General features: G+C 42.5%; 18 protein-coding genes, 1 tRNA gene and 1 pseudogene. 10 read left to right on the top strand and 10 right to left on the bottom strand.

Annotated elements, in window-relative coordinates; all coding sequences use genetic code 11:
• A complete protein-coding gene (locus tag AACQ38_RS01600) occupies positions 1-159 on the bottom strand; it encodes a hypothetical protein (protein ID WP_157852119.1) in 159 nt (52 codons plus the stop codon).
• Positions 160-248: 89 nt separating this feature from the next.
• On the opposite strand from AACQ38_RS01600, the gene AACQ38_RS01595 reads away from it, so the two are divergent.
• Both AACQ38_RS01595 and sstT read left to right on the top strand, forming a co-directional pair.
• Positions 249-1211 carry a TerC family protein gene (locus AACQ38_RS01595; protein ID WP_011148124.1) on the top strand — a complete coding sequence of 321 codons (963 nt, stop codon included), beginning with the start codon at positions 249-251 and terminating at the stop codon, positions 1209-1211.
• A 416-nt stretch (positions 1212-1627) separates the two neighbouring features.
• On the top strand, positions 1628-2875 hold the full coding sequence (gene sstT / locus AACQ38_RS01590) for a serine/threonine transporter SstT (RefSeq protein ID WP_165577247.1): 1248 nt from the start codon (positions 1628-1630) through the stop codon (positions 2873-2875).
• Positions 2876-2994: 119 nt separating this feature from the next.
• Here sstT and AACQ38_RS01585 read toward each other — a convergent pair whose 3' ends face one another.
• Entirely contained in the window at positions 2995-5016 is a 2022-nt protein-coding gene (locus AACQ38_RS01585) for an oxidoreductase (RefSeq protein WP_011148122.1), read from the bottom strand.
• Between the two features lie 393 nt (positions 5017-5409).
• On the opposite strand from AACQ38_RS01585, the gene AACQ38_RS01580 reads away from it, so the two are divergent.
• Positions 5410-6009, top strand: a complete 600-nt coding sequence (locus AACQ38_RS01580; protein WP_165577246.1) for a GNAT family N-acetyltransferase — start codon at positions 5410-5412, stop codon at positions 6007-6009.
• A 53-nt stretch (positions 6010-6062) separates the two neighbouring features.
• Here the strand turns inward: AACQ38_RS01580 and AACQ38_RS01575 are convergent, their stop codons facing one another.
• Positions 6063-6998 (bottom strand): VirK/YbjX family protein, encoded by a 936-nt coding sequence (locus tag AACQ38_RS01575; protein WP_165577245.1) that lies wholly within the window; start codon positions 6996-6998, stop codon positions 6063-6065.
• A gap of 577 nt (positions 6999-7575) precedes the next feature.
• On the opposite strand from AACQ38_RS01575, the gene idi reads away from it, so the two are divergent.
• From idi to dinQ, 4 genes and pseudogenes are all read left to right on the top strand, one after another.
• Positions 7576-8109 (top strand): isopentenyl-diphosphate Delta-isomerase, encoded by a 534-nt coding sequence (idi, locus tag AACQ38_RS01570; protein ID WP_011148119.1) that lies wholly within the window; start codon positions 7576-7578, stop codon positions 8107-8109.
• A 137-nt stretch (positions 8110-8246) separates the two neighbouring features.
• On the top strand, positions 8247-9191 hold the full coding sequence (locus AACQ38_RS01565; RefSeq protein ID WP_165577244.1) for an SAM-dependent methyltransferase: 945 nt from the start codon (positions 8247-8249) through the stop codon (positions 9189-9191).
• 114 nt (positions 9192-9305) lie between these two features.
• A pseudogene (locus AACQ38_RS01560) lies at positions 9306-10238 on the top strand (hypothetical protein); the annotation flags it as partial.
• A gap of 464 nt (positions 10239-10702) precedes the next feature.
• Positions 10703-10774: a damage-inducible type I toxin DinQ gene (gene dinQ, locus AACQ38_RS23975; RefSeq protein ID WP_369293964.1), complete on the top strand. Its 72-nt coding sequence runs from the start codon at positions 10703-10705 to the stop codon at positions 10772-10774.
• 443 nt (positions 10775-11217) lie between these two features.
• Here dinQ and nadS read toward each other — a convergent pair whose 3' ends face one another.
• Together nadS and AACQ38_RS01545 are read right to left on the bottom strand one after the other, a co-directional pair.
• The gene (gene nadS, locus AACQ38_RS01550) at positions 11218-11514 is read right to left on the bottom strand and encodes a NadS family protein (protein WP_011148114.1); all 297 of its coding nucleotides are present in this window, start codon (positions 11512-11514) and stop codon (positions 11218-11220) included.
• A gap of 47 nt (positions 11515-11561) precedes the next feature.
• Positions 11562-11885 (bottom strand): type II toxin-antitoxin system RelE/ParE family toxin, encoded by a 324-nt coding sequence (locus AACQ38_RS01545; protein WP_011148113.1) that lies wholly within the window; start codon positions 11883-11885, stop codon positions 11562-11564.
• A gap of 383 nt (positions 11886-12268) precedes the next feature.
• Here AACQ38_RS01545 and AACQ38_RS23970 point away from each other — a divergent pair, with 383 nt between their 5' ends.
• Positions 12269-12841, top strand: coding sequence for a BRO-N domain-containing protein (locus AACQ38_RS23970; RefSeq protein WP_165577242.1), 573 nt, complete (start codon positions 12269-12271; stop codon positions 12839-12841).
• Between the two features lie 157 nt (positions 12842-12998).
• On the opposite strand, the gene AACQ38_RS01535 is transcribed toward AACQ38_RS23970, so the two are convergent.
• The 4 genes from AACQ38_RS01535 to rpsU all read right to left on the bottom strand — a co-directional run bounded on the left by AACQ38_RS01535 (position 12999) and on the right by rpsU (position 17760).
• Positions 12999-13075 (bottom strand) — tRNA-Ile (locus tag AACQ38_RS01535).
• Between the two features lie 588 nt (positions 13076-13663).
• Positions 13664-15508 carry an RNA polymerase sigma factor RpoD gene (gene rpoD, locus AACQ38_RS01530; protein ID WP_109791827.1) on the bottom strand — a complete coding sequence of 615 codons (1845 nt, stop codon included), beginning with the start codon at positions 15506-15508 and terminating at the stop codon, positions 13664-13666.
• Between the two features lie 170 nt (positions 15509-15678).
• On the bottom strand, positions 15679-17424 hold the full coding sequence (dnaG, locus tag AACQ38_RS01525; protein ID WP_113026170.1) for a DNA primase: 1746 nt from the start codon (positions 17422-17424) through the stop codon (positions 15679-15681).
• A 120-nt stretch (positions 17425-17544) separates the two neighbouring features.
• On the bottom strand, positions 17545-17760 hold the full coding sequence (gene rpsU, locus AACQ38_RS01520; protein WP_001144069.1) for a 30S ribosomal protein S21: 216 nt from the start codon (positions 17758-17760) through the stop codon (positions 17545-17547).
• Between the two features lie 294 nt (positions 17761-18054).
• Between rpsU and tsaD the strand changes: the two genes are divergently transcribed.
• The gene (gene tsaD, locus AACQ38_RS01515) at positions 18055-19068 is read left to right on the top strand and encodes a tRNA (adenosine(37)-N6)-threonylcarbamoyltransferase complex transferase subunit TsaD (protein WP_165577241.1); all 1014 of its coding nucleotides are present in this window, start codon (positions 18055-18057) and stop codon (positions 19066-19068) included.
• Positions 19069-19126: 58 nt separating this feature from the next.
• On the opposite strand, the gene plsY is transcribed toward tsaD, so the two are convergent.
• Positions 19127-19783: a glycerol-3-phosphate 1-O-acyltransferase PlsY gene (gene plsY / locus AACQ38_RS01510; protein ID WP_165577240.1), complete on the bottom strand. Its 657-nt coding sequence runs from the start codon at positions 19781-19783 to the stop codon at positions 19127-19129.
• Between the two features lie 106 nt (positions 19784-19889).
• Here plsY and folB point away from each other — a divergent pair, with 106 nt between their 5' ends.
• Positions 19890-20240: a bifunctional dihydroneopterin aldolase/7,8-dihydroneopterin epimerase gene (folB, locus tag AACQ38_RS01505; RefSeq protein ID WP_041380336.1), complete on the top strand. Its 351-nt coding sequence runs from the start codon at positions 19890-19892 to the stop codon at positions 20238-20240.
• Positions 20241-20321 lie beyond the last annotated feature (81 nt).

The raw sequence follows: 20321 nt of genomic DNA, 5'->3' as shown, positions 1-20321 counted from the left end.
TTATTTTTCACCGCAGCAAAGGGGAGTAACTTCCTTAGCCGGTTTATCGTCATTACGATGCAACAGCATCCGGTAGCCGGGCAACCTTGAACTTATACCTGATGGTACATTTTCTGTGTTGTAAGTGAGACCTTGCCAGAAGGCGAGGGTTGCTTGCAATACATCCTTATCCACGATGTGGGGAAGAAATATAGCAGCGGCTGGCGTCTTCTGAGACTTCAGCCGTTTTTGTTTATGAGAGAAAGAAAATGAACTCTGTGGGTAGTCCTCTCTTATGGGGAAGTTTTGCTGTTTTAATTACGATTATGTTGCTGCTGGATCTATCCTTACAGGGGCGTAAGAAAGAGCAAGCAATGTCATTTCGTCAAGCTGCTGTCTGGAGTGTAATTTGGGTAAGTTTGTCGCTCTTATTTGCATTAGGATTATGGTGGTATTGCAGAGAAACTGTAGGGGTAGCGGTTGCTAATAGTCAGGTAATGGCTTTTCTTACCGGGTATTTACTTGAGAAAGCGCTTGCTGTTGATAATGTGTTTGTATGGCTGATGTTATTCAGCTATTTTGCCATTCCGGCAAATTTACAACGTCGGGTGCTTATTTACGGTGTCTTAGGCGCAATTGTGCTGCGTACCGTGATGATCTTTGCAGGGAGCTGGCTGGTTTCTCAATTTAGTTGGATACTTTATCTGTTTGGCCTCTTTTTGCTGGTTACCGGCGTTAAGATGGCGTTGGTTAAAGAGGATGATTCTCCGATAGGCGATAAACCTTTTGTTCGTTGGCTAAAAGCGCATATTCGCATCACTGATAATCTTCACGGAGAACGTTTCTTTGTGAAAGAAAAGGGTTTGTTATATGCGACGCCACTCATCTTGGTCCTGATTCTGGTTGAAATTAGTGACGTTATTTTTGCGGTAGACAGTATTCCTGCTATTTTTGCAGTCACTACAGATCCTTTTATTGTTTTGACTTCTAATCTTTTCGCTATCTTAGGATTACGTGCGATGTATTTTCTGCTGGCTGGGGTGGCAGAGAAATTTACAATGCTTAAATATGGTTTATCAGTCATTCTGGCATTTATCGGTATTAAAATGCTGATAATAGATTTTTATCATATTCCTATAGGGGGTTCTCTGGGAGCTGTAGCCAGTATTTTGGCAGTAACAATGATTATTAATGTTTGGGTAAATAAATACAAAGCGACAGAGAACCAGTAATTAGGTAACTATTTTTTAACAGATAACCATATCTTTTTTGAATGGGGAGATATGGTTTCTTCTTGTCTTAAATTGCTGCGAAATGGTTAAACATAAAAACAAATAATTGTATTTTGTAAATGTGTAAATTGCCGTTTTGATCACACAAATGTGAATGTGTTGTTAATAAGTGCTGGCGAGGTTGTATATTTTAACTATCGCTGCTTTTCTCTACTCTTGGTTTCCCTATACTGAGGAAGCAAACACAAAAAAATATATACTCGTTATCTTTCAAGTTGCCTCTTTGTTGGCTGCACTCTCTCACCCCGGTTACATAGTTCGCTATGCTCCCGGGGATTCGCTCCTTTGCCGTCGCGATGCATCTTGAAATCCATAGGGTATAGGTTTAACAGAACTGTTAATAAAATGGATCAGCTATGGAAAAACAAAAACGTGGCTTCGTGCATTACATTGTACAAGGAAGCCTGGTTAAACAAATTTTGGTAGGTTTAATTGCAGGGATACTGTTAGCGTTGTTGGCACCTTCGGTTGCCAAATCAGTCAGTTTACTTGGGACGTTGTTCGTTGGCGCCCTGAAAGCAGTAGCCCCGGTATTGGTATGGATTTTGGTCATGTCTTCTATTGCTAACCATAAAAAAGGCCAAAAAACCAATATTCGTCCAATCCTTATCCTCTATATCTTGGGTACTTTTTTTGCTGCGTTGGTTGCCGTGGCCGGTAGCTTTATATTCCCATTACCGCTGGTGCTAGCTGTCAATGATGCTCAGATGTCGCCTCCTGAAAATATTATAGAGGTGATTAAAGGGTTACTGGTTAATGTTGTCGCTAATCCAGTGAATGCATTACTGAACGGTAACTATATCGGTATCCTTGCCTGGGCTATTGGTTTGGGTATCGCCCTGCGTCATGCGACGGATTCAACTAAGTCTCTAATTCATGACATGTCTGAAGCGGTTACTCAGGTTGTTCGGGTGGTCATTCGTTTTGCACCGGTTGGTATTTTCGGTCTGGTGTCTGCAACAATTGCAGAAACGGGGTTTAATGCCTTACTGGGATATGTCCAACTGCTGGTTGTATTACTGAGTTGTATGTTGGTTATGGCACTTGTTGTAAATCCGTTGATTGTTTACTGGAAAATTCGTCGTAATCCTTATCCACTGGTATTTGCCTGCCTGCGTGAAAGTGGCGTAACGGCATTTTTCACCCGCAGTTCGGCTGCAAATATTCCAGTGAATATGGCGATGTGCCGTCGTATGAATCTGCATGAAGATACTTATTCAGTTTCTATTCCATTAGGCGCAACGATCAATATGGAAGGCGCTGCGGTGACTATCCCGGTGTTGACTCTGGCTGCGGTCAATACGCTTGGGATACCTGTTGATGTGCCTACAGCATTATTGTTAAGCGTGGTTTCTGCCATTTGTGCCTGTGGTGCTTCTGGTGTGGCTGGGGGATCGTTATTGTTGATCCCTCTGGCCTGTAGCATGTTTGGGATTTCCAATGAGATTGCGATGCAAGTTGTAGCAGTCGGTTTGATTATTGGTGTATTACAGGATTCTGCGGAAACGAGTCTGAACTCTTCTACCGATGTATTGTTTACTGCTGCTGTTTGTCAGGCTGAGGATGACCGTCTGTCATCGGATCAGTTAACTCAACGTAATTAATTGAAGTATTTCGGTTTAAAAAGATTAGGTAAGAAAGAGTAAAATATCCGCGCCAGGAATGGCGCGGTTTGAGGATTTACCCTGTCTTACGGTCTGTCTATGACCGTCATTATTTATCATCAAATTTTAAGACCTAACCGAGTACCTTGATCGATAGCCCGTCGGGCATCCAATTCCGTTGCAACATCTGCTCCACCAATAAGATGCACGGTTTTTCCCGCTTGCTGTAGCGGTTGATATAGTTCTCTCAGTGGCTCTTGTCCGGCACAAATAACAATATTATCTACGGCAAGACAGCGTTGTTCCCCATTGCTGCTAATATGTAATCCCTGATCATCTATTTTCAAATATTGCATATTGTTGAGCATTTTCACACCACGCAGGTGTAGATTGGTTCGGTGTACCCAACCTGTTGTTTTACCTAATCCTTCACCAACTTTTGTCGGTTTACGTTGTAATAGATAAATTTTTCGGGGAGAAGGTTTTGGTTTAGGGCCTTCAGGAGATAAACCACCACGATGTGTCAGATTATGGTCAATGCCCCATTTTTCGCTGAAAGTGGTGCTATCAAGGCTAGTACTTTTTCCTGGTTGACTCAGATATTCTGCGGTATCGAAACCGATACCACCTGCGCCAATGATAGCGACACGTTGACCGACATTTTTCTTATCTCTTAATACATCTAAGTAGCTCAGTACCTTTTCATGATGAATACCATCAATGGTGAGTTGGCGAGGCACAATGCCGCTGGCGATAATCACCTCATCAAAATCAGAAAGTGCTTCTGGTGTTGCGGTTTGGTTCAACCGTACATCAACATGATGGATTGTTAACTGGCGCTGAAAATAACGCAGTGTTTCATGGAATTCTTCTTTACCTGGGATCTGTTTGGCAATATTAAATTGTCCGCCAATCTGTCCGTCACGTTCAAACAGAGTGACATGATGACCACGACTGGCGGCGGTCACTGCAAATGACAATCCGGCAGGCCCGGCACCGACAACCGCCAATTTTTTCGGTGTGGTGGTTGGCTCGGCAGTCATTTCTGTTTCGTGGCAGGCGCGGGGATTAACTAAACAGGAGGCTATTTCACCGACAAAAATCTGATCCAAACATGCCTGATTACAGCCAATACAAGTGTTAATCTCATCGGCCCGTCCTTGCTGGGCTTTCATAACGAATTCAGCATCAGCCAGAAAAGGTCGTGCCATAGAAACCATATCGGCACAACCTTGAGCCAGCACTTGTTCTGCAATGTTGGGGTCATTAATTCTGTTTGTTGTGATCAATGGAATAGAAACTTTCCCCATCAGCTTTTGCGTTACCCAACTGAATCCGGCGCGGGGAACCATAGTAGCAATCGTTGGGATTCGAGCTTCATGCCAGCCGATACCGGTATTGATGATAGATGCCCCCGCTTGCTCAATAGCAACTGCGAGTTGCTCGATTTCCTGCCAATTAGAACCCTCTTCGACTAAATCCAACATCGAAAGCCGGTAGATTAGAATAAATTCTCGCCCTGTTGCTTGATGGACTGCTTTAACAACTTCCACAGCAAAACGCATTCGATTTTCGAAACTTCCACCCCATTTATCTTGGCGGTGATTGGTACGGGTAGTCAGAAACTGGTTAATCAGATAACCCTCAGAACCCATGATTTCTACGCCATCATAACCTGCTAGTTGTGCCAGTTGAGCACAATGAGCGAAATCAGCAATGGTTTGCTGAATATCTTCTTCTGTCATTTCACGAGGCATGAATGGATTAATTGGTGCCTGAATAGCGGTAGGGGCGACAAGGTGTGGTTGATAGCTATAACGGCCGGTATGTAGGATTTGCATTGCAATTTTTCCACCAGCCTGATGAACTGCGTCTGTAATAACTTTATGGTGAATAAGATCTTTTTCATCTACTAGGAATGCAGTGCCTTTCCCTATAACACCTTGTTTATTTGGCGAAATGCCGCCTGTGACAATCAATGCCACGCCTCCGGCTGCCCGTTCAGCATAAAAGCGGGCAAGCCTCTGGGCGCGATCGGGATGTTCCTCTAGTCCAGTGTGCATTGATCCCATCAAAATGCGGTTTTTTAGTGTGGTGAACCCCAGGTCTAGAGGGGCGAACAGGTGAGGATAATGGCTCATTGCAATCTCCATCGGGTGTTTGTCAATTATAACCAGATTATTATTGTGTTCTAAACCACCAGTCAAAACTCAAAGTGGTCGGATGAGTGATGGTTCAAATTTAGATGGAATAAGGTTGATTGGGGAAAAAATGTTAAATGAATGTGATGAAGGTCATGAAATCAGGTTCTTTCATCGAGTTAGTGAAAAGAATCTGACTGATTCAGTCAGGCGATTTGTTTACCCAGTTTTAGTATTTTTTTCTGAATGATTCGACAGCCGCCTGAGATGTTAAAAGTGTGGGTTTTGCTTTAATCGGGGATTGATTTTTCATATATTAACTTGATTCCAGTTTTGATTCTGGAATAGGGTGAACTCTTCTATTCTGACTTAATTTATAACTCAGTGGTTATTATGAAAAAACAGATGACTGAATGGGTAACTTTGGCAGGAAAAGGGGTGACTTTAGAACCTCTGACACACCAACGGCATGATGAGTTTTTACAGGCAATTGAAGAAAGTGAGCTGCATAAATTGTGGTACACCAGTGTCCCTTCGCCGGCTGAGCTAGGTAACGAGATTGAACGCCGTTTATTGCTACATGAAAAAGGTACTATGCTGCCTTTTGCTATTGTTGATCATCGAACAAGTAAAGCGGTTGGCATGACCACGTATATGAATATTGATTCTGATGTCCGCCGGTTGGAAATCGGTTATACCTGGTATGCTCGTTCTGTTCAGCGGACACATATTAATACGGAAGTAAAATATCTCTTATTGAAATACGCTTTTGAAGGATTAGGATGCATCGCAGTGGAGTTTCGCACTCATTTTTTTAATCATCAGAGCCGGAAAGCGATAGAGCGACTGGGTGCAAAACTTGATGGAATTCTGCGTAGTCATGGTGTATCTAAAGATGGCAGTATCAGGGATACTTGTGTTTACAGCATTATCAGTGGTGAATGGCCGGCGGTTAAAATACATCTTGAATGGCAGATGGTTAAACCGAGATAAGAGTCATCTTAAAAATTAGGCCGCTCTGTGAAAGGTAGCGGCCTGATTCTGATTTAATTTGAAGGCAGAGAATGCTGCATTCCATTATCCAGTTCATCTAGTAATTGATAGCGGCGGCGATATTCTGCCCGCTTCTTACTGGCTATATCTTCAAGCGGTTTTCTTTCAATGGATAAGGGGAGATGGAAATCCTTATTTTTGCCCTTTGCTCCACCTAATGATTCCCAGAAAGAGTCGTAATCAGCGACTAATTTGTCTTTCTTTTTATGCCAATAGCGTAGACTCTTATAGATGTGAGTATCATTGCTGGCTGCCAGAATTTGCTGGCATTCAAAGTGGGCAGCGAGACGGCAAATGGATTCAATCAGTAAGCGTTTTGGAAATAATCCATAACAATCTTTCGTTGCATCGCGGATAATTTCAAGGGTTGCATCGCCTTTGGAACCTTGTAGTCCACCGATGAACAGTGTTTTTTTACCGGCAATAGTGAGTAGTGTGAAAGCGCATCTTGCCAAAGTTTTACTATCTCCTGTTGTAATAAATAGAGTGAGCTCACCTTCTTTATTAAAACAATCCATAGAATCTAGAAAAATAGTGTAAGTTCCACTCTTACCATTGATAACCGCTAATGGATATGCATTGGAGCGAAATATTTTATTAACAATAGACTGATTTAACCCAGTAAATAATAGCTGGTAATGTTCATTTATTGCACGTAACGTCTGCTCTCTATTGAAGTTAATACTTAGATAAGGGCGATGTAATTTAGAAGGTAAACAAGGCTGTTTCTTCAAAATATCCAAATAGAACGGCGTATTAACTATCTGGTTTAATAGTTTTAGTGTCGATATTGGCATCAGAGCGCTACGTAAGGCAAATTTAGTGCGATTCTGAGCAGAATACCAATGAGGGCTAGGGCTAATTTTTTTTCCGACTAAATCTGTGAACAGCCGAATTCCTGAACTGGCAGGTTGATACATATATTTCATTTATTTCATTTCTTTATCTAGTTCTAAAAAATACTGGAGGGAAGAAGACTTGCAAACCGTGAGTATACTCCTTTGGTATTAAACAAAACTTCAACGGATGTTTATTTATATTTTTTTAAGATAAAAAATCAACAGCTGTTTAATGAATGTTTAGTTATTAAGGGGATTTTCTCATGTTTGTTTATTATTCGTTTAGTTTTCTGTGATGCTTTTTGCTGTAAAAGCACATCCAGAAAGATGAGAGAAACGGCTATAACTTGTTGTGATACCCGAGCTCATGATCTGTAACAAATTTAGCAGGTGAGTATTGGTGATAAATGATTAATGTCGGATATATTCTTTTTTGAATCCGTTTAATTAAAACATTAATAATTATTCTATTAATTTGTTCTGTTTTTACATTAATGTCAGAAGGGAATGGATGAAATATTTTTATTTTGTGATTTATATCATGTTGTTATGAAAACCCCCTTATTCTTGAAAGTTAAGTTAGTACTTGCAGAATATGTATTGTATTTTTATTGTTAATTAAAATTTATGATTTTATATGATTCAATTCACAGAAAGGGCATTAATAATGGATGAGATACTTGTTCTTGTTGATAAACATGATAATCCCATTGGTTCAGCGGGAAAAGCTGATATTCATCAGAAAGGTATGTTACATCGGGCCTTTTCTATCTTTGTTTTTGATAATAAAGGAAATTTACTCTTACAGAAGCGAGCGGCAACCAAATATCATTCAGCCGGGCTTTGGACCAATAGCTGTTGTGGTCACCCTAGGGTTGGTGAAGCTCTGGAGGCCGCTGCACATCGGCGTCTTGGCGAAGAGATGGGTTTTGACTGTCCATTGAAAAAGGTTTCGTCATTTATTTATCACGCGATACTTCCTAATAATTTGATTGAATACGAGTATGATCATGTTTTTATTGGACGCTTTGATAAAGAACCGATAATTAACCTTGACGAAGTATCCGATTATAAATGGGTTAATCTTCTGAAATTGAGGGCGCTAATTAATAATGCTCCTGATGTGTATACGGTTTGGTTCAAAAAAATCATTAATGGTCTTTCGTATCAAGATATTGAGGAGTGGCAAAGGCTGATTTGATAACAATGTAATTTATCGGTAGCCATAGCATTGGATTAATTAGATATGAATATTTCATTGAAATTTACCAATACGCCGAAAATCTTGACAAATTAAGGGTGTGACGCTTTTAAAAACCGTTTAATAAGGAAAAGTTCATGAGTAGCTTTGATAATGTGTTTTGCACTGATGTTGAGTCTGTCTCGCCCTATCACATCATTCAGGGGGAAACCACCAACGATTACGAAAGTAAAGTGGTACAAACTTATTGCGGAGATCCAGAATGCTGGCGTAAGGTGATTGGCGATACACTGTTATTCCAGTTTGGTGTTTACGATGATCCTGCTTCAAAGCTACCAATTTCATTGGATGACTCAGGTATTCGTTATTTTGATCGTCAGCTGCTATTGGCTGGTTTGGAAACAAAGATCGAAAGGCCACCAATTCAGCGTATTTTGGATATCGGTTGTGGTTGGGGTTATATCCTGAAATATCTGGCTGAGCGTTTTCCTGAATGTAAACGTTTGGGTGGCGTAAATATCAGCGAGCAGCAGTTGCGGTATTGTGCTGAATTTCATGCACAATATGGACTTTCTGAGCGTATCAATCTGTATCTGTGCAATGCACAGGATATTGATCGCTTACCTGATCCGCAGGAACCTTATGATCTGGTGATTATCCGTGGTGTCATTTCACATTTTCCGAACTCGTTGTATGAAAAGGCTATGAGTGCATTGTTCAAACGGGTGAGCGCTGGTGGTCAGGTGATTATTTCTGAAAATCTCTATAATATGGAGTTGGATAATTATAAATCGGATATTCCTGACACCATTGATCGTCTCGCTTGTGCTAACCGCAAAACACCCAGCTATTTCAGACAAGTGTTGGAGAAAAGTGGCTTCGTTATTAAGGATATGAGGGTATTGCCGTCTAATATTGATGTGGTGCATTGGTTGTTGGATGTTAAGGCCAACATCGAACGAAACTTTCCTGAAGGTGTTAGTGGTCCTCTGGAAGAATTGCGTGTACTGGCTGAAAATTTTTCGGTTGCTCAGGTGAAAAACTATGTGTCGACTTATAGTGTTATTGCACAGAGACTTTAGAAAGCAGCTTTGTTTTCTTGGTTGAAGAGTAGGGCCGTTAAGAAAATCTTTGTCGCCGTTTTGTTGTTACTGACCGTTGGAAATAAAAAAGCCACTTTTTACGGAGTAGCCTCATCGCCAATGCAGCGTCAGATTGATGCCGCCTACCCCGAATTATCGGCAGGGCTGCATTTACCCAAATTTGCCCGCATTGAGGCACACCCTGAAAATACGGTCAGCGGCGATATCTCCGACCCATTCCGGCCACTCTATGCGGTTGATGTGCAATTATTGGCTGATGATGGTCAGGATGCCGCTGTTCCTGTTTATCACGCGGTTCCGCTGCCTTTGCCGATGGCGGGCAGTGAATCGGGTATGTTCCAATATCCGCCAGTCGGAACGGTGGTTGAAATCGCTTTTGAGGCAGGCAGGCTGGACAAACCCTTTATCCGGCAGACATTAAGCCAGGGTAATACCTTGCCCGATATCAAGCCAGGCGAAGAATTGCAGCAGCGGGCGGAAGTCTCGCAGAGAGTGACTCAGGAAGGGCATTGGATTCGTCAGACTGACCAAACTATTGATGAATCGTCCATGCACCGTGAAGTCAGGGCAGACACGGAAACACGTAACGTAGTTGCCCAGGAAACCACGATACAGGCCACGGATAAAACCACGGTCTTGGGCACGTCTACGCTACTGGCGGGCGCTGCCCAGCAAATTGCAGATGGTGACTATAGTATGGTGACCTCATCAAATTTCGTTGTCAGTGTGGGGAAAGAGGCCAATGTTGAAGTTGGGCAAAAGCTGATAGAGAAAATTGTCCTGCTTAAGCAGAGCATCGCCGGCGCCAGGCAAGAAATCGTCGCGCTCGTGGTTTGGGTGGGCAGCCAGCAAATCAATGTCATGACCTTGATGTTAGAGACGTTGGATGTGGTTAAGGCACTGGCGGAACAGACTGCCGCCCATACGCACCACAACACAGGTACGCTGGAGAATGCCAGCGCGATAAGGAACACGACCTATAAATCCGATGGATTGAAACAGAAGTATTCTCCTGTGATTGGGTGAATATCATTCCATTTGTATGAGCTTTTTTACTCTGCACCCTAGGTTGATATTTTATGCTATAGGTATTAGACTGGTTATGTCAGTTAAGGAATATCGCGCTAGGGCTGAGGCTACCAATCTCGGTAATAGCACAAAAGATACCCGCGCCCTGTATGGGTAAAACAAAAAAGCCAACCTCACCAGTTGGTTTTTTTGTTTTTTCCAACTCACCATTTTAATTGATTGAATCATCTGAAAATAAACCTATAATCAACGGCTGTTAGTTTGGGGTAGCGTTCTGGCCTGTGTATCTCTGACGCAAGTTTTCGTAAGTCCTGGCTGAAGAACAGGTGGTGCTGCTTCAGTGCCTCGGTCAGAGCGCGATATTCCTTAACTGACTTGATGGAAGTCAGCTGGACAGGCAGCGTAAAAGCAATGGCTGGTTAAGTCGTGCTCCTAACTGGAGCAAACGGGTGAAAGCATTTATTGATACTGCTATCATCGTTCTCAAAGCGTTAATCGCGCTTTTAGAGCTGATCCGTGCATTTCTGAAATAGATAACGGAAACGTAGCTAAGGCCATCGGGTAACCTCCCGGTGGCCTTTAACATTTACCGCCTTTGATCAAGCAAGCCATTCTTGTTTAAGTGGCCCAATATATTGATCTAACGGCTTAAATTTGGTAATCCCGACTGGACTTGAACCGGTGTTCAAGCGGTTATTGACCACAACAGTCTCGCGGCGCTTATGACGAAATAAATGAACTTATGGCGAAAACGGCACTACACCGCACCCGCCTGCACGCTTTGGATCAAAAGAGGATCACGAAGATAATTACAATACAATGATATTAAAGGAAAAATTCTATTTTACGTGAAAAAGAAGATCACGAAAGGAAGCCGTGCTTTATCATAGAAATCAGATAGAGCGCGGCTTTACAGGATATACAGAACTGAAATTATTTTATCCTTTTGCATTATGACAAGGAGAAAGTGAAAGTATTAAAGTGTGCTTAATTCATTAATAAGCGCAGGATTACGTTCAAGCATCTTAAGTAGTTTCAGTGATGAACCAGAAGGAATGCGGCGGTGCTGTTCCCAGCTTTGAATTAGAGATGTAGAAACGCCAACAGCTTCGGCAAATTCACTTTGTTTTAAGCCAAAGGTTTCACGTAAGTTTTTTACATCAGGCAGGCGATGGTAATGGATATTTTCATCAAAAACAGAAAGTTCGCCTTTTTCAATTGCTACCATCTGATTCATGCTTTCAACCAAATCGTTAAAAAGTCTTTTGTCCATAGTCTCTCCTGTTGTATGAACATTGCCGCGTATCTGCGCGGTGTTAATTACTGTAATTTGTTACTGATGGCTTTAAGTACCTCTTTTTCTTTTGGAGTTAAGTCATCTTTTTTATTTTTAGGGTAAATCAAAAGGAGATAGAGCCTCCCAGTTTTGGTTATGGCATAGTAGATAATTCTTACTCCGCCACGTTTTCCTATCCTTTCTCGCTGCCAACGAATCTTTTTACATCCTCCAGTAGCGCTGATGGTACTACCCTGCTCGTGATTCTTTAGTAAGTGCTCCTGTAATAGCCTAAATTCATCATCGGTTAACAGTTCTGCTCGTTCTCTACTAAATACGGGAGTTTCAATAAAAACCAGATATTCCATAAAAAACATCCTTGCCTATATATGGAAATATGATATTCGTACATAGTACGATAGTCAAGATAAAATCGTACTGGAGACTAGATCTTAATGCACATAGAAAATTGTAGTTGATCTTCTGAAAACAATTTATTATCGTTTTATGCATGGGGACTCAAAACCTCAAGTAAGCGGTCAAAACCAACCCCGTTAGTGTTGGGTTTTTTATGCCTAATTTTTAATGGTAGCTATTCGGCTATCATCTCTCTGATTCAATGTCGGGAGGGCGACTAATACAACACCCGCAAGGGGAATAAGTCCGCGGTTTCTTACTGCCGTTTTGAGCCTCCCGACACCATATTCTTAAATGGTAAACCCAATTCTCAAAGAAAAGTAAGGAGTCAGCAATGGCTAGCCTATCCGTAACTCCATTCATTTTTGAAAATCAGCAAGTACGTACATTGATTAAAAATGGCAATTTTTGGTTTGTTGCACAAGATGTATGTGATGCTTTGAAAATCACAAACAGCCGCGAAGCTATCGCAAAACTTGATGATGATGAAAAGGATGTAGCTTTAAGTGACACTCTTGGTGGAGAGCAAAAAGTAAACATTATCAATGAATCAGGAATGTATTTTCTGACAATCCGATGTCGTGATGCCGTAAAGAAAGGAACTTTACCCCACCGTTTTCGTAAATGGGTTACTAGTGAAGTTTTACCTTCGATTAGAAAGACCGGTAGCTATATAGGCAGGGAGAAGAGTATTTCACTAAGTCAGCTCATTATTTGCCCTTATTGTCAGAAACCAGCCAATGTTTTAAGTACAGAAAAATTGCATAGACACAGAATTGAAGTCTTGGCAATTTGTGATTCTATTCGGTGTTCAGAACAAGCTTTTAAATTTGATCTATGTTTCTCACATTATCTTCAAGAAGAAGCAGGGATAAGGGTAGAAAAAGTGATGATGTTAAGAGGTTGATAAATAGCCTAACTTTCTGCTCAGAAATTGAAGCTGGCTAGTGTGTTTTCATCTGGGTAATGGCTTTATGAAAAAATCTCTGTCGCCACTGACTACCAGAAACAAAAAAGCCACTCTTGTTTGAGTGGCCTAATGTACTGATTTATCAGCTAAAATCTGGTGGCCCCTACTGGACTTGAACCAGTGACCAAGCGATTATGAGTCGCCTGCTCTGACCAACTGAGCTAAGGGGCCGTTGAATGGGAGGGATTATACGTACAGTTTTGCTCGCGGTCTAGCTTTGTAAATTCGTATGATCATTTTATGTGCAAAATTGCGTTTTTAGTAAGTAGTGAAAACGGGGAGTGATATATATTAGTTGTTTTTATGGTCTATTTAACGTTTTTATCCGTTACTGGATTAATTTTTCAGAAGCGATTTTGCACCATCTGGTCATATATTATTCCGATAAAGATCTATTTTATACCCGTTATCCTTCAAGTTGCCTCTTTGTTGGCTGCACTCGCTCACCCCGGTCACATCGTTATCTATGCTCCCGGGGATTCACTCCCTTGCCGTCGCGATGCATCTTGAAATCCATAGGGTATATACGTGATTATTTTAATGATAATCATATTTCTTTCATTCTTTCTTAATCACCGGATGGAAAACGACTTTTTTATCTATCGGCTAGAGAGAATGTTAATTGAGTTATATAAGAGGAACCTGTGATGATATTTCTGCATAAATACCATATTGTCAGAGGATTTAGAGTATCGCCGATATTAAAAACAAAAGCGTCTGCCGGAGCAGACGCTTTTTAGTCAGAATGAATAAAATTGATTATTCATCAAGGAAGCTACGTAGAACTTCAGAACGGCTTGGATGACGTAGTTTACGTAGTGCTTTCGCCTCGATCTGGCGGATACGTTCACGGGTAACGTCAAACTGTTTACCGACTTCTTCCAATGTATGGTCAGTATTCATATCAATACCGAAACGCATACGCAGTACTTTTGCTTCACGAGCGGTCAGACCAGCCAAGACATCGTGGGTTGCTGAGCGCAGGCTTTCTGAGGTTGCAGAATCCAGCGGCAGTTCCAGCGTTGTATCTTCAATGAAATCACCTAAATGTGAATCTTCATCATCACCAATCGGCGTTTCCATTGAGATAGGTTCTTTGGCAATTTTCAGTACCTTACGGATCTTGTCTTCCGGCATCAACATACGTTCTGCCAGCTCTTCCGGCGTTGGTTCACGCCCCATTTCCTGCAACATTTGGCGGGAAATACGATTGAGTTTGTTGATTGTCTCAATCATATGAACGGGTATACGAATGGTACGAGCTTGGTCGGCAATTGAGCGTGTAATTGCCTGACGGATCCACCATGTGGCGTAAGTTGAGAATTTGTAACCACGACGATATTCAAATTTATCAACCGCTTTCATCAGGCCAATGTTGCCTTCTTGGATCAGATCCAAGAATTGCAGGCCACGGTTGGTATATTTTTTGGCAATTGAAATAACCAAACGTAAGTTGGCTTCAACCATCTCTTTTTTTGCTCGGCGGGCTTTTGCTTCACCGATGGACATACGACGGTTGATATCTTTCACCTGTTCAATGGTTAAACCGGTTTCTTCCTCAATTTGACGAAGTTTTTGCAGGCTACGCTGTACTTCGTCTTCCACTTCAAGGAGTTTTTCAGACCACGGTTTGTTCATTGCTTTTGCAGCAGTAAACCAAATGTCACTGGTTTCATTACCGGAGAACAAAGTGATGAAGTTCTTCTTCGGCATTTTGCACTGCTCAACACACATTTTCATGATTTGGCGTTCTTGAAGGCGAACGCGATCCATCATAGAACGCATGTTGTTGACCAGATAGTCAAACTGCTTTGGCACCAGACGGAACTGTTTGAAAACTTCTGAAAGTTTTAAGATTTCGGCCGCAGTATTTGGATGATTGCGACCGTTTTCCTTAATTTCCTGACGGGTGACGTCATACTGTTGTCGCAGTTCTTGGAATTTCTGGCGAGCTAATTCTGGATCGATGCTGTTGTCATCATCACTATCGTCATCACTGTCTTCATCATCGTCGTCTTCATCATCATCGAGCTCTTCCTGTGGAAGTTCAGAACCAACGTGGGTGGCAGTAGGTGCAAGTTCTTCTTCTGCGTTCGGGTCAACGAAACCAGTGATGAGATCTGACAGACGAGCCTCACCCGCTTCCACTCGGTCATATTGTTCCAGTAAGTAGGTGATTGCTTCAGGGTATTCAGCAACGGAACACTGTACCTGATTGATGCCATCTTCAATGCGTTTAGCAATGTCAATTTCACCTTCCCGGGTCAATAACTCAACGGTACCCATTTCACGCATGTACATACGTACCGGGTCGGTGGTGCGACCGATTTCAGATTCAACACTAGACAGTACTTGCGCAGCAGCTTCCACAGCGTCTTCATCTGTGTCGTTAGCGGTTTCTGCTAGCATCAGATCATCGGCATCAGGTGCTTCTTCCATTACCTGAATGCCCATGTCATTGATCATCTGGATGATATCTTCGATCTGATCGGAATCGACGATATCTTCCGGCAGATGGTCATTGACCTCAGCATAGGTCAGATAGCCTTGCTCCTTACCACGGGTGACAAGTAGCTTTAGCTGTGACTGCGGGTTTTGCTCCATAAGACGGTATCCACACTTCAGAGTATTTGGGTTGGTGTCGGTCGGCGAAACTAATCTGCCAACAATAACTTTTAAGGGCGTTTTCGTTATATTGCCGCTGCCCACTTATAGCGGCAAAATGTAGGGTTATTTCCCTACCTAATGCGGCATTTAAGCCGTGAATTCAGTGTTTACTTTCTGGCACGGGATTCATTAATTAAGCGAACTTCTTCGCGCTCTTCCGGTGTCAGACCTTCAGTTCTTGCTCTGGCGATAAGAATGTCTAAACGTTCTTCTAATGCTGAATCAACAAGATGATCCAACGCGTCACGAAATGTATTTTCTGCTATTTCTTCTACTTGTATATCGTTCCATGTAGCTAATTTTTCAAGTTGTTTACTAAATTTATTATCACGATATTGCTCTAGCAGTTGTCCAGTTGTCAGCCCTGGCTGAGTAAGACAAACCTCCACAAGCTCCATAAATAATGGTAAGCCTGCAATTTTGGCCTGCATAATTCCCTGTAGGGGGGGAACTAAAGTGGCTAAGTGTGGGTTTTGTACCAACAGTCCTATAAGTATACGCATAGTTGTCGGTTTTAGCTGCGGCATCTGATAATTATTCCCACTTTCCAGATGCTGCGGCAATAGACGTTCCAACTGCACTGCATCAGGGATGCCCATCATATTGCCAAGTTCTTGTCTCATATAGAGACGCAGAACTTCCCCTGGAATCTGGTTAATCAATGGTACGGAAAGTGAACTGAGTTTTGTTTTCCCTTCAGGATTACTCAAATCAACTTGTGGTAGCAATGATTCGAACAGAAATTCGGATAATGTATGAGATTGTTCCATTCTTTGTTCAAATGCTTTCCGACCTTCCTTACGGACTAGTGAATCAGGATCTTCGCCATCAGGCAAAAACATAAAACGTAACTGCCTACCATCATTCAGATAAGGGAGCGCTGTTTCCAATGCCCGCCATGCTGCATCACGCCCGGCTCTGTCACCATCGTAACAACAGATGACGTTATCAGTAGCGCGGAAAAGTAATTGAATATGTTCCGATGTAGTCGAAGTACCTAGTGAGGCAACTGCATAATCGATACCAAACTGCGCCAGTGCTACCACATCCATATAACCTTCAACTACTAATAATCGTGAAAGGTCACTGTGATTTTGTTGTGCTTCATAGAGGCCATATAGCTGGCGGCCTTTATGGAAAATTTCAGTCTCTGGTGAATTGAGATATTTTGGGAGTGCATCTCCCAGAACACGTCCACCAAATGCAATTACGCGCCCTCTACGGTCACGGATTGGAAACATTATTCGTTCGCGGAAGCGGTCATAGGTACGGCCATTATCATTTGCGACCAACATTCCGGCGTCGTTTAACTGTCGACGATCTTCCTCATTATGAGCAAACCGTTTCAAGGTGTTGTCCCAACCAGCGGGTGCGAAACCAATCGAGAAACGGTGGATAATTTCTTCACTAAGCCCCCGCTGAGCCAGATATTGCCGGGCTTGTTGTGCAGCAGGAGTGTTTAATACATTTTGATAGAAGCTGTTAAGCTTATCCATCAGTTGGTAAAGGTTTTGTCTTTGGTGACGTTCTATCTGACTGTGACTGGAACCTGCTTCATAAGGGACTTCCAGACCATGCATAGCCGCTAATTCTTCGATGGATTCGACAAACTCAAGTCTATCGTAATTCATCAGAAAATCGATAGCGTTGCCGTGAGCTCCGCAACCAAAGCAATGATAAAACTGTTTATCGCCATTAACAGTAAACGAAGGTGTTTTTTCGTTATGAAATGGACAGCACGCGTGGTGATTTTTACCCTGTTTTTTAAGTGGCACACGAACATCGATCAGATCGATGATATCGGTACGAGCTAATAAATCATTGATAAATGCGCGCGGAATTCGTCCAGCCATAAGCCCTTTTACGCCTGTTGATGAACGACAATAAGCCGCGCTCCCTTTCGGAAAGCACGGCCTTTATCTGCAACTACTATTGTCTGCAAATTCAATCACTATGCGGATCAACCGCAAGGATTAGTACAGACGAGTGCGGCGTGCGTTTTCACGAGCCAGCTTCTTAGCGTGACGTTTTACAGCAGAAGCTTTAGCGCGTTTACGTTCAGTCGTTGGTTTTTCATAGAATTCACGACGGCGAACTTCTGCTAATACACCTGCTTTTTCGCAGGAACGCTTAAAGCGACGCAATGCTACGTCGAATGGCTCGTTTTCACGTACTTTAATTACCGGCATGTGCCTCTCACCTCAATAGAAATCGGTCTTGCTGGCGTGGGATGCCAGCCATCTTAAAATGGTGCGGAATTTTACTTCAATGAACACGGCTTTGTAAAGCGCCGCAGCAAATTGAAACAACAACACTACGACGGTGATCTGCAAATCAGTTCCGTAATATTGATGATAACCACACAGGGATTTTATGTAGAGGAGTGATTATAGACTAAGCAGCAAAAATAGTCAGCATGTAAGCCGCGCAAATTAGCTTATTAATGATAAACTGGCTCTCTTCTGTGGAATATAGGTAGTGTAATGCGAGTTTTAGGTATAGAAACGTCCTGCGATGAAACCGGAATCGCAATTTATGACGACGAAGCCGGTTTATTGGCAAATCAATTATACAGTCAGATTAAACTGCATGCTGATTACGGTGGTGTCGTGCCTGAATTGGCTTCACGTGACCATATCCGCAAAACAGTGCCCTTAATTCAAGCTGCTTTGAAAGAAGCAGGATTAACCTGTAAAGATATTGATGCGGTGGCTTATACAGCAGGTCCTGGTCTGGTTGGTGCATTGTTGGTGGGGGCGACGATTGGCCGTTCTCTGGCGTTTGCTTGGGATGTTCCTGCGATTCCTGTTCATCATATGGAAGGGCATTTACTCGCTCCAATGCTGGAAGATAACAGTCCTGAGTTTCCGTTTGTAGCTTTGCTGGTGTCTGGTGGTCATACACAGCTTATTAGTGTGACGGGTATCGGTAAATATGAGCTACTTGGTGAATCAATAGATGATGCCGCTGGTGAAGCATTTGATAAAACAGCTAAGTTACTGGGATTGGATTATCCAGGAGGGCCGGTACTCTCCAGAATGGCTCAGAAAGGAGAAGCTGGGCGTTTTGTATTTCCTCGCCCGATGACAGATCGTCCTGGGTTGGATTTCAGTTTTTCAGGATTGAAAACTTTTGCGTCTAATACTATTCATAACAACAGCGATGATGAGCAGACCAGAGCGGATATTGCCCGCGCTTTTGAAGACGCAGTGGTTGATACATTAGCGATTAAATGTAAGAGAGCGCTTGAGCAGACCGGGTTCAAGCGACTAGTGATGGCTGGTGGTGTCAGCGCCAACCGGGCATTGCGGATTAAAATGGAAGAGGTCATGGCAAAATTGGGTGGCGAAGTATTTTATGCGCGCCCTGAATTCTGTACAGATAACGGTGCCATGATTGCGCTTGCCGGCATGATCCGCCTAAAAGGAGAGGTGAATGACTCACTTGGCGTGATAGTCAAAGCCCGCTGGCCATTGTCGGAATTACCTGCATTATAAATCTTCAAATAAAAGACCAGTAACTCAATGAGTTGCTGGTCTTTATCCAGCCTTGTTGTTAATCTTCTTTTCTTTGCTCTTTTTCTGTTCGGTTTTTTTCTTTTTCGGTCATCTCTTTTTTCTTTTTTAGCTTGTTCCAGAGACGATTTTCTTGGCCGCGCCACAGACGCTGGATATTATCATGGTGACGTAGTAACACCAGACAGCAGAGCATGGCTACGGGGAAAGTAAATTCGGGTTTAAACCACCAGACATAGAATGGTGCTATCAAGGCACTGACAATGGCCCCTAAAGAAGAATAGCCGCTCAATAATATGGTCAGCAGCCAAGTACCCATCATCAAACCTGTCAGATCCCAACCAATTGCCGCAATAGCACCAAAAGCAGTTGCGACACCCTTACCGCCTTTAAATTGGAAAAAGATCGGGTAAATATGGCCGAGACAAGCAGCGATTGCTGTAATTCCTAAATAGAAAGGGGGAACATAGAGTTGATAAGCCAACCAGACGGGGATCATCCCTTTTAGAACATCACAAATTAGTACTATTGCCGCAGTACTGCGGCCACCAATTCGCAATACATTTGTCGCGCCTGGGTTGCCTGAGCCATGTTGACGAGGATCAGGTAGCCCAGCCAGGCGACAAATAAGTATTGCGCTGGAAATTGAACCGCAAAGATACGCGAAGATGATCATGCCAAGCGCGATAGCACTCATAATGTCTCCCCAATAATAATGGTCGTTTTCTTAGACTAGTCATGGATAATACGCATATTTAGTCGGAAGTGGTATCTGACAAGTTGAAAAACAGGAAAATGACGTGATGGATATCGTATTTATTGAGGAGTTAGTCGTTGTTACCACAATTGGTGTTTACGACTGGGAACAGACTATTAAACAGAAGTTAGTGTTCGATATCGAAATGGGATGGGATAATAAACGTGCATCATCCAGTGATGATGTCGAATATTGTCTGGATTATGCCAAAGTTAGCGAAGCGATCATCAATCATGTAGAAAATCAGAATTTTGCTCTGGTTGAAAGAGTGGCTGAAGAGGTAGCGGATCTGCTGTTAAAACGTTTTAATTCGCCGTGGGTACGGATAAAAGTGAGTAAACCGGGTGCTGTCGCGCAGGCTCGTCAAGTTGGTGTTATTATTGAAAGAAAAAAATAATCTGATCAGTAGTGAATTTGGCTGCCATATTATTGTCATTGTTCTTACATAGACTGGCATGCAGTGGTGCCAGGTTTGATA

It is taken from the genome of Photorhabdus sp. RW14-46 (assembly GCF_963887965.1).
Lineage (GTDB): Bacteria > Pseudomonadota > Gammaproteobacteria > Enterobacterales > Enterobacteriaceae > Photorhabdus > Photorhabdus laumondii.
Note: the sequence above shows the minus strand (reverse complement) of the source record. Positions and strands in the feature narration are given on the sequence as shown.

Bases quoted from the DNA above. Each gene is read 5' to 3' on its own strand.
- AACQ38_RS01595 (WP_011148124.1), top strand. From the start codon at position 249: ATGAACTCTGTGGGTAGTCCTCTCTTATGGGGAAGTTTTGCTGTTTTA.
- AACQ38_RS01585 (WP_011148122.1), bottom strand. From the start codon at position 5,016: ATGAGCCATTATCCTCACCTGTTCGCCCCTCTAGACCTGGGGTTCACC.
- idi (WP_011148119.1), top strand. From the start codon at position 7,576: ATGGATGAGATACTTGTTCTTGTTGATAAACATGATAATCCCATTGGT.
- AACQ38_RS01580 (WP_165577246.1), top strand. From the start codon at position 5,410: ATGAAAAAACAGATGACTGAATGGGTAACTTTGGCAGGAAAAGGGGTG.
- AACQ38_RS23970 (WP_165577242.1), top strand. From the start codon at position 12,269: ATGGCTAGCCTATCCGTAACTCCATTCATTTTTGAAAATCAGCAAGTA.
- dnaG (WP_113026170.1), bottom strand. From the start codon at position 17,424: ATGGCTGGACGAATTCCGCGCGCATTTATCAATGATTTATTAGCTCGT.
- AACQ38_RS01575 (WP_165577245.1), bottom strand. From the start codon at position 6,998: ATGAAATATATGTATCAACCTGCCAGTTCAGGAATTCGGCTGTTCACA.
- rpsU (WP_001144069.1), bottom strand. From the start codon at position 17,760: ATGCCGGTAATTAAAGTACGTGAAAACGAGCCATTCGACGTAGCATTG.
- sstT (WP_165577247.1), top strand. From the start codon at position 1,628: ATGGAAAAACAAAAACGTGGCTTCGTGCATTACATTGTACAAGGAAGC.
- tsaD (WP_165577241.1), top strand. From the start codon at position 18,055: ATGCGAGTTTTAGGTATAGAAACGTCCTGCGATGAAACCGGAATCGCA.
- plsY (WP_165577240.1), bottom strand. From the start codon at position 19,783: ATGAGTGCTATCGCGCTTGGCATGATCATCTTCGCGTATCTTTGCGGT.
- AACQ38_RS01545 (WP_011148113.1), bottom strand. From the start codon at position 11,885: ATGGAATATCTGGTTTTTATTGAAACTCCCGTATTTAGTAGAGAACGA.
- AACQ38_RS01565 (WP_165577244.1), top strand. From the start codon at position 8,247: ATGAGTAGCTTTGATAATGTGTTTTGCACTGATGTTGAGTCTGTCTCG.
- folB (WP_041380336.1), top strand. From the start codon at position 19,890: ATGGATATCGTATTTATTGAGGAGTTAGTCGTTGTTACCACAATTGGT.
- nadS (WP_011148114.1), bottom strand. From the start codon at position 11,514: ATGGACAAAAGACTTTTTAACGATTTGGTTGAAAGCATGAATCAGATG.
- rpoD (WP_109791827.1), bottom strand. From the start codon at position 15,508: ATGGAGCAAAACCCGCAGTCACAGCTAAAGCTACTTGTCACCCGTGGT.